Raw genomic sequence first — 12719 nt, 5'->3', positions numbered from 1 at the left:
GTCCCAGTATGTGCGGGCGGGCGGCGACCTTCGCAACCGGGGGCGCCCCGTCAGGGGCGCGGGGAACTGCGCGACCAGCCACGGACGGCCCGCAGCGGACGCACCACCTGCCCCGCCCCTACAGCGCGCGCCGCGCATCCCGCGCCACGCCCGTGAGCCACGCCTCGACGTCGGCGATCAGCAACACCTGGGACGTCGACGTCCGCGCGGCTTCTCCGGCCGCGTGCCGCAGCGGCGCGGAAGCCGCGGCCGGGTATGGGTCCGCTTCCGCAGGCCCCGCGGCGGGAGCCGCGTCGGCCACGGCGCGGGCCGCGTGGAGGCACTCGGTCGCCACCCGGCTCGCCAGGTCGGTCAGTTCGGCGGCCGCCTCACGCGGCAACGGGCCGCAGGGCCTGCCCTTGCGGCCACTGAAAAGGAACTCGCCGCCGCGCACCACGTGGTAGCCGGCCGCCATGGCAATCTCCCACGAGGGGTCGGCGGTGCGGCGGCTGATGCGCTCGGTCCGGTACTGCACGTAGGAGGCCTCGGCCAGGAGCATCGCGCGGCGTGCCGGGGCGAGCGGGTCCGCCGGAGTGTCGCGCCCGTCGCACAGCATGCGGGCGACGGTCCGGCACCCTTCGGCTCCGCGGGTGAGGAAGTCCCCGATGTCCCGCTGCAGTTCGCCGCGTCCGCCCTTGGGCCAGGCCAGCAGACCGGCCAGGGCGCCGATCGAGCCGCCGACCACGACGTCGAGAAGCCGCATGGCGGACAGACGCCAGTCGGGCGGGGTGATCTGGGCGAAGACCAGGAGGAAGACCATCGTGAACGCCCCCTGGGTCCAGGCGGGTCCGAGCAGCGGCGCCACACCGAAGCCGGCCAGGATGACGACGGGCAGGACGGCGGCGTAGAAGGCGGGGACGTCGCCGATCGACCGGACCACCACGGCGGCGAGCGCAGCACCGACGACGGTGCCGGCGAAGGCGGGCACCAGGGCGCTGCGGGTGTCGGCCGCGGACGTACGCATCAGGCTGAGGGTGGCCAGCAGCACCCAGAAGCCGTGCGCCAGGGCGAGTTCGCCCGCCACGATTCGCGCTGCGGCCAGGGCGAAGGCGACCCGCAACGCGTTCTGCAGATGGACGGAACGGAAGGTGAGGTGCAGCCGCAGCCGGTGCCACCAGCGGCGGCGGGCGGACAGCACGGCGTACGGGAACCGCCGTGCCGTGCGCTGCTGTTCCTCCTCCGTGGCACCGGCTGCGAGAGGCCGGCCGCCGAGGGCGATCCGGGCGGCCTCGGCCACCAGCCAACTGCCCTCGGCCGCCGCCCGCGCGACCGCGTCCTGGCGCAGTCGGGCGGGCGAGGCGCATGCCGCCTGTTCGGTACGCACAGCGTCGTAGCCGGAGAGGGCCGAGCGCAGGGCGTCGGCCCTCTCCCCGGGCGTGCCCTCGCGCAAGGCGCATGCCGCCGCGTGCAGGGCCGCCGCCGCATGGCGCAGCAGTGCCGCGGCGGCGGGGTCCGGCTCGCCGACCGCGTCGGAACCGGCCAGCCGGTCGAGCTGGTTGCGCACCTGGCGGAGTCCGGCACGGGCGTGGTTGAGGGCCAGGTCCCGCACGGAGGGCGAGGTGGGGCGCTCGGTCGGCGGCACCCGGGACAGGCGGGTCGCGTCACCGGTCCGGTGGGCCGCCGCGCGGTGCTCGCGCAGCTCCGCCTCGTCGTCGCCGTCCGCGGTTCCGTGGTCCAGCCGCCGGGCGGCCGCTTCGGCGTAGCGGGCGGCGGCGGCCTCGGCGTCCGCGAGGATGACGCGGTACGGGACCGGCGGCGGTTCGGGCCACAGCACCCGCTGGGCGAGCACGGCGAGCAGGTATCCCGCGGTGAGCCCGCCCAGCCGGTCACCGAGGGTGTCCGGGGCGTAGGGCGGGAAGCAGGGCAGCACGTAGTAGAGCTGGAAGGCCATGCCGAGCCCGGCCGGGCGGGGGCCGCCCGCCTCGCAGTACGAGACGGCGAAGCCGACGACGATCATGCCGCAGGCAGCCGTCCAGGAGCGGACGGCGAGCAGGGTGCCTGCAGTAACGAGCGCCCAGCTCACCGGCAGCGCGGCGAGCAGCGTGCGGGTGCGCTCGCGGGCCGGCCCCGGGATCCGGCAGAACATGATCAGCGGCAGGGCGCCGAAGACGGCGTAGAGGGCGGCCACGGGGTTGCCGAGCCCGTAGAGGAACGCGCAGAAGCTGCCGTACCCGGTCACGAGGACCCACAGGGCGCGCCGCAGGTGACCCGGCCCCTCCTGGCGCCACAGTTCCCGAGCGGCCATATCGCGACCGTAGCCGACCAGCGGAATCCGGTCCTCCGATGGATCGGCCGGATGACCGATACGGCGGCCCGGATTCCCTGCCTAGCGTAAAAAGCCGGAACGGAAAATCCGTGGAGGAAGGAATGTGAACCGATGAAGATGGACCAGTGCGTACGCCGCGTCGTCGTAGGAGTCGACGGTTCACGCGGCAGCCTCACAGCCCTGCGGAAGGCGGCGGAGGAGGCCCGGCAGCACCATGCCGCACTGCGCCCGGTGCTCGTCTACACCTCTCCCGAGGGCGACTACGTCGACATGATGTGGCCGCCGGACGCGGAGACCGCGCGGGAGCTGGCCCACCGGGCGCAAGAGGATCTGAAGAGCGCCTGCCGCCGGGCGCTGGGCGGGCTGCCCGACGACGTGCCCTGTGAGCCCGTCGTGGCCCACGGCCCGGCGGGGCCGCTGCTGGTGGCCGGCGCGGCCGAGGACGGCGACCTGCTGGTGGTGGGCGGCAGCTCGCACGGTCCGGTGCACCGGCTGCTGCACGGTTCGGTGAGTCTGTACTGCCTGCGGCACGCCTACGGGCCGGTTCTGGTCGTACCGGACGGAACAGAGGCCAAGGCCAACGCGTAACGCACAGGCCCCTGTTGACGATGCCACGGAACATGACAAGCCGAAGAACGCGAACCTGGCGCAGGGCACCGTGCTCTTCGGCGACCGCCCGACCCAACACGTCTCGTGCGGGCCGTCGTTCTGCAGCGTGACGCCTCCGGCGGGGGTGGGGCGGTGGACGTCACCGTCACGACGCGGGGTGGCCGCAGTGCGGTCGTGCCGGCCGGGCGGTACGCGTACGAGCCGTAGCCGTAGGGTCGCCGGACCGACTCACGTCAGCCCTCGTCCGCACTGGACAGGGCTTCGACGATCACACGGGTGGCGAAGTCGCGGTCGTCGGTGAGTCGATTGATGTGCTCCGCGAGCAGGAAGGCGGTGACTTCCAGGGGATTCATCTCGTCCTTGGTCCAGAATCCGTACTGCTTGCGCCACAGGCTGGGGCTCAGCCCGGTGCCCGCGGCCACGAGCAGGCCGGCCATGGTGGGAATGGCCTCGGGACGGACACTCTTGGGCATCATGCGCATCGAGGCCACGAGGTTGGGCACCACGTACTCGATGACGTCCTTGCCGTGGTCCTCGTAGGCCATCCGCAGCCACTGCATGAACATGTAGATGAGCGTGCACGCACCGTCCAGTATGTCGTTGGCTCCACCGGGGCCCAAGGACGCGGTGAACTGGTCAGTCAGCGCTTGTTGTTCGGCGTCGGTCTGAGACCTGTCGTCGTAGACGGCCTTGAGCCGAGAGTCGATCATCATGAGCGCTGCGCCCACGTCGCCGGCGGGAGCGTGCTGGGGGTCGCAGGGCGATGACACGGGATTCCTCCTCGGCGGACTGACTGTACGCAGTGCGGCGTGTCCGTACAGTAGCCCGCCGGTGATGCGCGGGCCTGACCAATCCCGATGAAGGGCCTGCGGGCGGCCGTGCTCGGACCGGTCGCAGGTGCCCCGCACCGCTTGAATCCGCCACGACTTGCTTCCACAGGCCCTTGAAGCGGTTGACCTCGCCGTCTGCGTCGTTGTGTCCACCAACTTCGGTCAGAGCACGGAAGACGACCTCAAGGCGGCCCCACGGCGGGAGATTTGGCTTCTGGAAGGTGTCCAGCACTGCCTGGTGATTCACGATCCAGTAGTCCTGCGCATCCCTCTCGACGCGGTCGCGAATGATCCGCGCTGACGGGAGCCCCGCATCCAGCCTTAGATCATGGAGTTCATCGTTCAGCTTCTTCAGGTCAGGCTGGCCAGCCAGCTCGGGCCTCTTCCACGACTGAGCGACCACCGTCACTGCCCCCTTCTGATGATTCTGCGTCAGGCCCTGTAGGCCATGCGCGTCGGTTCCTGCACTCACGACCGTCAGGATCTGTCACGCGCTGTCACTCAGCGGCTCTTCTTGGCCGATGCTGTCAGTGATCGTCTTGAACCGTCAGGGTCGTCAGTGAGGCGCCCACGCTGGATGCACAACCCAGTCGGAGCCACACGGAAGGTAGATCCTCATGGAACAGATCAGCGTGCGCCTCGTAGTCCTCCTGTTGGTCGGAGTCCTCGTCATCGCCCTGACCCTGCATGCGCCCGAAGTCGGGACGGCCTTGGTGGGAGCCACGACGGTGGTGGCGCTTCTCGCCCAATTCACGGGCCGCGAGTGACTCTGCTACGGCAGCACCACCGGCAGGCGCCGAGGTCGCTGATTTCGGTCCTACTCGTACGCCCAAGCTCGCCCGGTCTGCCGGTACTCCTCCACGGGGATCGGATCGACCCCGGGCAGCATACGGACCGTATAGAGAAGCCCGTCGAGGTGGTCGATCTCGTGGTGGATGAGGCGGGCGAGGCCGCGTTCGTACACAGTGGTCACGGTCTCGCCGGCCAGGACCGTGGTCTCTACTGTGATCTTCAGAGGGCGGGGGACAAGGCCCCGGACATCGAAGAAGCTCAGGCAGCCCTCGTACTGATCGTCCATCTCGTCGGAACCGGTGATGATTCGCGGGTTGAGCAGGATGATGGCGGGTGTGTTGCCGGGTGGCTGGACGATGGCGGCGGCGCGTCCAATGCCGATTTGCGGGGCGGCGAGGCCCATGCCCTTGGCGAAGGGGTGGACTTGGCCGATCTGCTCCATGGCTGCGAACAGTTCATCCACGACGCTCTCGGCCTCGTCGTGCTCGGCGGGCAGATCGAAGGCGCGGGCCGGTTCGGCGAGGATGCCAGCGCCGCGCTGGACGACCCCGAGGTCTCGCATCCGCTGGCTGGGCCGCACGTCAATCACCTGAACTCCCGTTGGTCTGTGTCGGATTCGGGCTGTGCCCGGAATCGCCATTCCAGACGGTACCGAGTATGCAGGGCGGGTGTGGTGGTGATCCACGTGAATTGCCGTAGGTCGCCGTCGTCGCTGCGGACAGGAGGGGTGCGCAGAGGGGTGGATTCGGCGGTCATGGAGGTCTCGGTGCCCCACACTGCCGGGTCGAGGTGGGCCGGGAAGACGAGCTGCACTTCGAGTTGCTCGGTGGGGAGGCGGACGGCTCTCTGGAACCAGTTGCCCCACTTGTCGTGGCCGACGGTGTAGGCGTACTCGATCCACACGGACTCGCCGGGGTAAAGGGGGAAGCGGCCGTGTTCGTTGTCGAAGAGCAGCCAGACTTCCTTGAAGGCGTCGCGATCGTGCTTGGCCTGCCAGCGCATCGCCTCGCCCCGGCAGGTGGCGGTGAGGTCGAGTTCGTGCCAGGTCAACGGGTGTGCTCGGTAGTGAGCGTTCGACCGCTCGGGATCACCGGGGTAGAGGTCGACCGAGATACGGATCAAGTACCGGGTCACAGGCTCCACGCCGGTGTTCCGCAGCAGACGCCGCATCGTGAGCCGGTAGCAGCGACCGTCGTACTGGAGCCGGGCGGCGTCATGCTCGACAACGAGGGCAGAGCCGGTCGCGTACGGCTGCTCGGGCCTGCGCGGGGCCGGCGTGGCTGCAGGAGGACGCCTGGCCTGCCCCTCCCTGGCCTTGGCCTGCTCGTAGTCGCACCACCGTCGCCGGATCGCCTTCCCTGCGTTCAGGGCGTCGTCTGCGAGCCGGGCGAACTCTTCGCGAGGCCGGTGGCGGCCGGATTCCACGTGGCTGACGTACGACGGGTCGAAGCCCATGGCCTGCGCTAAGGCCCGCTTGGACATGCCGCGCACTTCCCGCCACCGCGCGACCTCTGCCGCGAAGTTCTCGGCCGCCTGCTCGACGGTGATCTCCTCGTCCTGCGCATCCATCGAAGCCCCGCTCCACGTCCTCGTTGGTGAGCATGAATGAACCGTGAGTGATCCCAGTTCATCATCCCGTCATGTCTCACGTCGCCGGTTTCCTTCCCTCACCGACCCGGATCGACCCTTCCGGGCAGATGAGGGAGACGATGCATCATGCGTGTGCTGTACCTGCTCAACATCTCCAACCCTGACCGGCTGTCCGCGGATTCGGGATGGATCTTCGCGGATCTTCTCGCCCCGGCTTTGGCCGACGCCGGCGCAGAGGTGACCGTTGCGGCTCCGACGGCGGCCGGGGATGCCCGCTGCAGCTTCCACCGGACGAAGGTGCCGGAGACGAAGTACCGTGCCCGGTTCTCCGCGGACATCGACGAGCTGGTGGCGTTGATCCGTGCCGAGAAGCCGGATGCCGTTGTGGCCAACCAGATCGAGGAGGCCCCGGCGATCCGCACGGCCCTGTTGGAGGCCGGATCGGACGCGTTGCTGGCCGGCTACTGCCACTACCTGCCGTTCTCCTTCAGCGGTGGTGGCCAGCTCCTGCTCGATCCGTCGCTGAACGACGTGGGGCTGGGGCGCCCTGTGCTGCTGGCGTTCGCTGCCGGGCTGGCGGCCTGTGACCGGGTGATGGTTCATTCCGCGACGGCCGCCTCATGGGTGTCGGCCGCCACCGCCCGCATGGCGGTGGACCTCGGTGACCGGTCGCGGGTCGTTCCCGCGCCGCGTGACGAACGGCTGGTTCGCGACCCCGTCACCGCCCGCCGTCGGCAGGGCACTGCGGCAATCGGGGTCTACAACCACCGGCTGTACGCGCACTATGGCACCGAGCGATTCGTGCACCTGGCCCGCGATCTAGTGGCCTCCGGTGCAGTGCAACTCCAGGTCATGGATCTGTTCGGTCAGCGCCGGGCGGCTCGTACGGGCCTGGATGGCAGTCCCGAGCGGATGCGCGACCAACTCGCCGCTCTGCCACACGTCAAGGTCGTCTCAGACCGGGGTAATCGCGTCCGCTACAGGAATTTGCTGGCCGAAGCCCGCTTCGGCATCGCCCCGTTCAGGGCCGGCTGCCCCTGGTCCATGAGCGTGATCGACTGCCAGGGCATGGGTCTGCCGGTCATCTCCCCGCGTCTGGGCTGGCTCGCCGAGCACATCGACCCCGAGCTGTGCTTCACCACTCCAGCCGAGGCCGTCGGCTTGGCCGAACGCCTGGCCGTGGACGACGAGTTCCACGCCGTGCACGCCAAGCGCGCTCACGCCTCCACTGCCGACTTCACCCCCGCCCTGGTCGCCGCCCGCTACCTGGAGGCTCTCTCGTGACCGAATTCGATGCGGTCTTCCTCTCCTACGACGAGCCGATGGCCGACCGCCTGCACTCCCGGCTTCAGCGGACGCTCGGCGGCACGGTCAAGCGTCTGCATGGTGTGCACGGGATGCGCCGGACCTACCGGCTGTGCGCTGAGGTCGTCGACCGCGAGCAGTTCTTCATTGCCGACGGCGACTTCGCTATCGACACCGGGTTCGACCTGGCTGCCGTCGAGCCACTGGGCGAGGGTGTGTCCATGCGGGTGTGGCGAGCGGTCAATCCGGTCAACGGCCTGACCTACGGCTACGGCGGGCTGAAGCTGATCCGCCGCAGTGCCCTGCGCGAGATGGGCGAGGCGGTGGATGTGCTGGCCGCGCTGCCCGGCCGTGTCGAGTTCGCCGAACAGTCCGCGGGTGTCACTCGGTTCAATCAGAGCCCTTTCCATGCTTGGAAGGCTGGTTTCCGCGAGTGCGCGATGCTCGCTCGTGGGAGTGAGTACGGCATGGCGGACGAGGACGCCCGCCACCGGGTAGCTGCATGGATCAACAGCCAGGATGGGCAGTTCGCCACCTACGCCGCAGCAGGGGCCCGTGAGGGCGTCGCCTTCGCCCGCGCGGCTGCCCACAACCCGAAAGTTTTCGACCACCTCAACGCCCCGTCCTGGCTGCGGAGCAGGTTCGCCGCCACCCACGGGGATCAGGCGGTGTCCGGATGACCGGCGGGCCCCTTGTGCTCATCGAGCCGTACGCCGACCGCCTGGGCGGGCACCATCAGCGCACGCTGGTGGCACTCACCCAGGTTCGGCCCGGCAGCCTGGTCATCGTCCCGAATGGGATCACCCAGGAGGCGGCCGGGGCCCTGCGCGAGGCAGGCGCCCGCCTGGTGACCGCACCTACTGGGCGCTTGGCGACCGTGCTGCTGGTCGCCTCCCGGCTCGCGGCCGGGCTCTCGGCGATCGGGCAGCGAGTCTTCCGCTCGCGCCGCTGGCCCCGCCATCTGCGGCGGCTGCCGCACCAGGTCACCCTGGTGGCCCGCTGCCTGACCGAGGCGTCCGTCCTGCGGACCGCCCGCCTGGAACCCGGTGCCGAGGCGGTGGTGATCCTGACTGCGAGCGAGGCCCTGCATGGGGCTGCCGCCCTCCTCGGCGGCCAGCCGCACCTGCGGTTCGTCCATGAGCAGGTCACCACCGAGGACGCGGCCGTGCGGCTGCTCGGCTGGCTCACCCGCCGAGGCGAGGGGCAGACCGTCGCGGTGTACCCGACTCAGGCCGTCGCCGATCAGTTCGCCGCAGCCAACCCCGAGCGGCCCGGGGTGGTGAGGGCCTTCGCGGTCGACGACGGCCGCCGCCTGACCGAGGCCGAGCGCGAGGGCGGCCGGGTGGCCTTCAACATCCCCGCCGCCGAAGCCGTGGTGTGTCTGATGGGCGGCTGGTGGCCGTACAAGGACATTGCCACCGTCAATGCTGCGCTGACCCGCTTGGCCGAACCACTGCATCTCGTGGTCACAGGCCAACCACTCGACTCAGCCGTACTGGAACGGTGGCGGGACCTACCCAATCTTCACCTGCATCTCGTAGTCGGCCCCATCGCGGAAAGCGTGCTGCGGCTGGTGTACGGCGCTTCCGACGCTGCCCTGGTTGCCCGGCACCGAGGCGTCGGCAAGGAGTCCGGGCTCGTGATGGACGCCGCCCGCCTTGGCGTCCCTCTGATCGTCTCCGACTACGACGCACATCTCACTGCCCGCCTACGCGGCCAGCCCTGGGCCCTGACCTTCCCCGCCGGCAATCCGGACGGCCTTGCCGATGCCCTGCACTCCGTGATCCGCCAGCCGCCCGAACTGCCCGGCCGCGGGGCGCCCCGCTTGCTGGGGATGTGGACCGCCGCCGAGCAGGCCGGCTTCCTCACCCGGACCTTCGCCTCACTGTGTACGAAGGAGTCCCGATGCTGAGCACGCCTCCCGCTCTGATCGCCGTCATTGGCCCCGTCGAGCCACCTCTGCTGACCGCCTGGGTCCGCCACTACCGGTGGCTGGGCATCGAACGAATCCTGATCGCTTTCCACTTCCCCGATCACGTCCCCGACGCCCATCGGCATGAACTCCAGGCCATCATCCGCGAATTGGGCATCATCCCCACCGGCACCAGCACCGGCCCGTGGCACGAGCACACCAACACCCAGTTGCGCGAAGCTCTTCGTCACACAGCTGGACCGGGCTGGCATCTGCTTGCCGACGCGGACGAGTTCCAGCAGTACCCTGCCCCGCTCTCAGAGGTCATCGTCCAAGCCGAGAGGTCAGGCCAGCGCGTGGTGGGTGGGCTGATGCTCGACCGCGTGGCCGCGGGTGGACACCTGGCTGGCTGGAGCCCCGAAGGCGGCCTCGACCTCGCCTATCCCCTCGGCGGCCACCTCACCCACCGGCTCCTGCACGGCGACCCCCGAAAGATCGTCCTCGCCCGCCACGACGTCACCGTGGCTTCCGGCAATCACCGGGCACCCGGCAACCGACCGGACGCCGACCGCATCTGTGCTGTGCACCACTTCAAGTGGCGCTCGGGCATCCTGGACGACCTCCGCCGCCGGGTCCGCCACTTCATCTCCGGCGCCTGGCTGGAGCAGACCCCAGCTGTCAGAGACGAGGCCAATCGCCTGCTCGCCCACGTCGGCCAGCACCGCGGCGTGATCAACACCAGCGATCCGCGGTTCGCCTTCCGCCGGGTCAGCCTCGACCGGTTGCCCTCCAGCTGGCCTGCCGAGGCCCGGAGCATCTTCACCACCTGGCGGCCGTACGCGTACACGGACCAGGATCAGCGACAATGACCGCGCTCGCGCACACTCACCGCGGAAGGGATGACAGCCCCGTGCCCCTCGCCGTTCTCCTTGCCGGCCTGACCGGCTCCGGGAAGACCACCGTGGCCCAGGCCTTGGCCGACCACGGTTATGTCCGGCTGTCCGTGGACGAGGAGGTGCACCGCCTCCACGGCCGATACGGCGTGGACTACCCCGAGCACACCTACTTCGAGCGCGAACGCCCCATCGTCGAGGCGACTCGGGAGCGCTTCATCAAGGAGATCGAGGCCGGGCACGACGTCGTCCTCGACCACGGGCTGTGGCGCCGCAGCGAGCGTGACGCCTGGAGACAGGCTGCCCGTGAAGCGGGCGGCCACCCCCTCGTCGTCTACCTCGCCGCCGACCGGGAGGAACTGCTCCGGCGCCTCACCGAGCGCAACCAACGTGAGGACGCCAATGCCCTCACCGTGACCCCCGAAGCCCTCGACGACTTCTTCGCCCGCTTCGACCCGCCGGTCAGAGATGAAGAGGTCATCGTCTACACCGGAGATCTGGACGAGCTCGTGGCCACGCTGTCCTCGGCCAGGCCGAGCTAAAAAGCAGGCCGTGATCGTCATCGGCGCCAATCCGCAGGCCGTTCGCTGATCGCCGTGGGTGCGGGCTGTGGTGTGGGTGCGGTGCGTGTGGTGGGTGCGGTGTAGCGGGGGCTGCTGGTCGCCGTCTCCCGCACGCAGACCCGGTACAGCCTGCTCGTACCGCCAGACACTTCCCAGGACTGGGCGGAACCCGGCATCCCGTGCATCGGGAAGGAGCACCCCGTCAACTACCTCGGTGTGCCGGTCCCCACCCGCCGGGAACCGCCAGGCGCGTACTGGCTCCTGCCCGCACCGGAAGACGACCGCATGCTGTGCGACCCCGCGAAGATCCGCATGCTCACCGGCAAGGCCCGAGAGCGCCAGGGCCGGACAGGATGATCAAGTTCTGTTCGTGGTGCAAGGAGCCCGTGCCCAAGGCCACCGCGATCGACGTCATCGAGGGCGACCAAGTGGCCAGGAAGATCTACGCCTGCGCCGAGTGCTGCGAGAAGTACCGCCTTGTGCCGCTCAACAAGAGCGGCAGGCCGACAGCTTGACGGGAATCGCGCCCGAAGTGACGTGCGGCACCGCCTCCTGAAACGGCCCCCCGGTCGGTGACGACCGAGGGGCTGCAACTGCCGCTCACCCGCGGCCATACGGACGGGTGCAACAGGACTCAGACCGCCCCCAGCGCCCCCAACCGCCGCTCGACCTCGTCGGCCCCCGCGTGTCCGACCGCCAGGACCGTCGCCCGGCCGGCGTCGTCGACGGCGAGCAGCGTCGGGAAGCCCTGCACCCCGAACTCCGCCGACCGACGGAAGTCCCCGCGGGCGGCGGCCGCGGCCGCCGGTGCCTCGAAGGCGCGGGCCACAGCGTCCGCGTCCAGCCCGGCCGCCTCCGCCACCTTCCGGTACGTCGCCGTGTCCGACAGGCTCAGCCCGTCCGCGTAGAACGCCTCCTGCAGGGCACCGGCCAGCTCCGCCGCCCGCTCCGGTGCGGCCTCCCGCAGGGCGGCCATGCCGCGGGCCGCGGCCTCGGAGTCCATCACGAACGAGCCGTCCGCGATCAGGCGCTCGTACGCGGCGCCGAACTCCACGCCCGTCATCTCGGCGATCTTCGCGTTGGAGCCCTGGACGTAGCCGAACTCCCGGATCGGGACGCGGCGCGACCCGGTGAACAGGCCGCCCGAGACGACCTCCACGGGCAGGCCTGGGCGGCGGCGGGTGATCTCGTCCAGGGTCGGCGAGAACCCGTAGGACCAGCCGCAGTAGGCGTCGAAGACGTAGACGAGCTTCATGGGACGTTTCTCCAGGTCGTGCAGGCCGTGCGTCGGCAGTGCGTGTCGCTGTCGACATCCCCAACAGTATCTGACACGTCAGGCATTCCCGTATCCCGAAAGCTCACTCACCGCAGTCGCGGCAGCGCATCCCGTGCCGCGTGGCTCAGGATCTTCAGGTCTTCCGCGAACCGCTCCCGGTGCTCGGCCGGCAGCGGGTCCACGAAGTGGCGCCGGATGTTCTCCACGTGCACCCGTGCCGCGCGCACGACCGTCTCCTCGCCCGCGGGCGTCAGCCGTACGATCCGCCCCCGGCGGTCGTCGGGGTCCGCGTCCCGGGCCACCAGCCCGGCTGCCTCCATGCGGTCCACCAGCCGGGTCACCCCGCCCGTGGTCAGCACGCGCTCCTGTGCGATGGCCCGCATCGGCAGGCCCGCGTCCCCCGCCCGTCCGAGGATCAGCAGCACCTCGAACATCAGGTGGCTGATGCCGCACTCCTCCTCGATCGCCCGCCCCAGGATGTACTCCAAGCGGTTCGCGGCTCCCTGCAGCCGTCCGAACGCCAGCACCAGCCCGTCGTTCGCCGCCTGCTCCGCCGTCGCGATCTCCGCCACCGGCCCTCGCCCCTTTCGCTGCACTTCGTGACGCCCGTGCGCCATCGGTTGAGCCTACGAGGCGGACGGTCG

General features: G+C 70.1%; 14 protein-coding genes. 8 read left to right on the top strand and 6 right to left on the bottom strand.

Annotated features, from left to right (window positions below):
• Positions 1-118: 118 nt before the first annotated feature.
• Entirely contained in the window at positions 119-2284 is a 2166-nt protein-coding gene (locus ACMATS_RS33485) for an FUSC family protein (protein ID WP_414170044.1), read from the bottom strand.
• Between the two features lie 132 nt (positions 2285-2416).
• On the opposite strand from ACMATS_RS33485, the gene ACMATS_RS33480 reads away from it, so the two are divergent.
• Positions 2417-2893 carry a universal stress protein gene (locus tag ACMATS_RS33480; protein WP_390775635.1) on the top strand — a complete coding sequence of 159 codons (477 nt, stop codon included), beginning with the start codon at positions 2417-2419 and terminating at the stop codon, positions 2891-2893.
• Between the two features lie 254 nt (positions 2894-3147).
• On the opposite strand, the gene ACMATS_RS33475 is transcribed toward ACMATS_RS33480, so the two are convergent.
• The gene (locus ACMATS_RS33475; RefSeq protein ID WP_391153125.1) at positions 3148-3684 is read right to left on the bottom strand and encodes a hypothetical protein; all 537 of its coding nucleotides are present in this window, start codon (positions 3682-3684) and stop codon (positions 3148-3150) included.
• Between the two features lie 677 nt (positions 3685-4361).
• Between ACMATS_RS33475 and ACMATS_RS33470 the strand changes: the two genes are divergently transcribed.
• Positions 4362-4511: a hypothetical protein gene (locus ACMATS_RS33470; protein WP_414170043.1), complete on the top strand. Its 150-nt coding sequence runs from the start codon at positions 4362-4364 to the stop codon at positions 4509-4511.
• A 50-nt stretch (positions 4512-4561) separates the two neighbouring features.
• Here ACMATS_RS33470 and ACMATS_RS33465 read toward each other — a convergent pair whose 3' ends face one another.
• Together ACMATS_RS33465 and ACMATS_RS33460 are read right to left on the bottom strand one after the other, a co-directional pair.
• A complete protein-coding gene (locus ACMATS_RS33465) occupies positions 4562-5125 on the bottom strand; it encodes a peptide deformylase (RefSeq protein WP_414170042.1) in 564 nt (187 codons plus the stop codon).
• Positions 5122-6105, bottom strand: coding sequence for a helix-turn-helix domain-containing protein (locus ACMATS_RS33460; RefSeq protein WP_414170041.1), 984 nt, complete (start codon positions 6103-6105; stop codon positions 5122-5124). The genes ACMATS_RS33465 and ACMATS_RS33460 overlap by 4 nt, the downstream gene beginning before the upstream one ends.
• Positions 6106-6252: 147 nt before the next feature.
• Between ACMATS_RS33460 and ACMATS_RS33455 the strand changes: the two genes are divergently transcribed.
• From ACMATS_RS33455 to ACMATS_RS33430, 6 genes are all read left to right on the top strand, one after another.
• Positions 6253-7410 carry a glycosyltransferase family 1 protein gene (locus tag ACMATS_RS33455; RefSeq protein WP_414170040.1) on the top strand — a complete coding sequence of 386 codons (1158 nt, stop codon included), beginning with the start codon at positions 6253-6255 and terminating at the stop codon, positions 7408-7410.
• On the top strand, positions 7407-8111 hold the full coding sequence (locus ACMATS_RS33450; RefSeq protein WP_414170039.1) for a hypothetical protein: 705 nt from the start codon (positions 7407-7409) through the stop codon (positions 8109-8111). The genes ACMATS_RS33455 and ACMATS_RS33450 overlap by 4 nt, the downstream gene beginning before the upstream one ends.
• Positions 8108-9343, top strand: coding sequence for a hypothetical protein (locus tag ACMATS_RS33445; RefSeq protein WP_414170038.1), 1236 nt, complete (start codon positions 8108-8110; stop codon positions 9341-9343). Before ACMATS_RS33450 ends, ACMATS_RS33445 begins: the two co-directional genes overlap by 4 nt.
• Complete coding sequence (locus ACMATS_RS33440; protein WP_414170037.1) at positions 9337-10212, top strand: glycosyltransferase family 2 protein; 876 nt, start codon at positions 9337-9339, stop codon at positions 10210-10212. Before ACMATS_RS33445 ends, ACMATS_RS33440 begins: the two co-directional genes overlap by 7 nt.
• 41 nt (positions 10213-10253) lie before the next feature.
• Positions 10254-10778, top strand: a complete 525-nt coding sequence (locus tag ACMATS_RS33435; protein WP_414170036.1) for an AAA family ATPase — start codon at positions 10254-10256, stop codon at positions 10776-10778.
• 407 nt (positions 10779-11185) lie between these two features.
• Positions 11186-11314, top strand: coding sequence for a hypothetical protein (locus ACMATS_RS33430; protein WP_414170035.1), 129 nt, complete (start codon positions 11186-11188; stop codon positions 11312-11314).
• Positions 11315-11433: 119 nt separating this feature from the next.
• Here ACMATS_RS33430 and ACMATS_RS33425 read toward each other — a convergent pair whose 3' ends face one another.
• Positions 11434-12054: a DsbA family protein gene (locus ACMATS_RS33425; RefSeq protein ID WP_414170034.1), complete on the bottom strand. Its 621-nt coding sequence runs from the start codon at positions 12052-12054 to the stop codon at positions 11434-11436.
• A 107-nt stretch (positions 12055-12161) separates the two neighbouring features.
• The gene (locus ACMATS_RS33420; protein ID WP_390775642.1) at positions 12162-12692 is read right to left on the bottom strand and encodes a MarR family winged helix-turn-helix transcriptional regulator; all 531 of its coding nucleotides are present in this window, start codon (positions 12690-12692) and stop codon (positions 12162-12164) included.
• Positions 12693-12719: the final 27 nt, after the last annotated feature.

Source organism: Streptoverticillium reticulum, from assembly GCF_047456005.1.
Taxonomy (GTDB): Bacteria; Actinomycetota; Actinomycetes; order Streptomycetales; family Streptomycetaceae; genus Streptomyces; species Streptomyces reticulum.
This window is presented reverse-complemented; position numbering and strand designations above follow the sequence as displayed.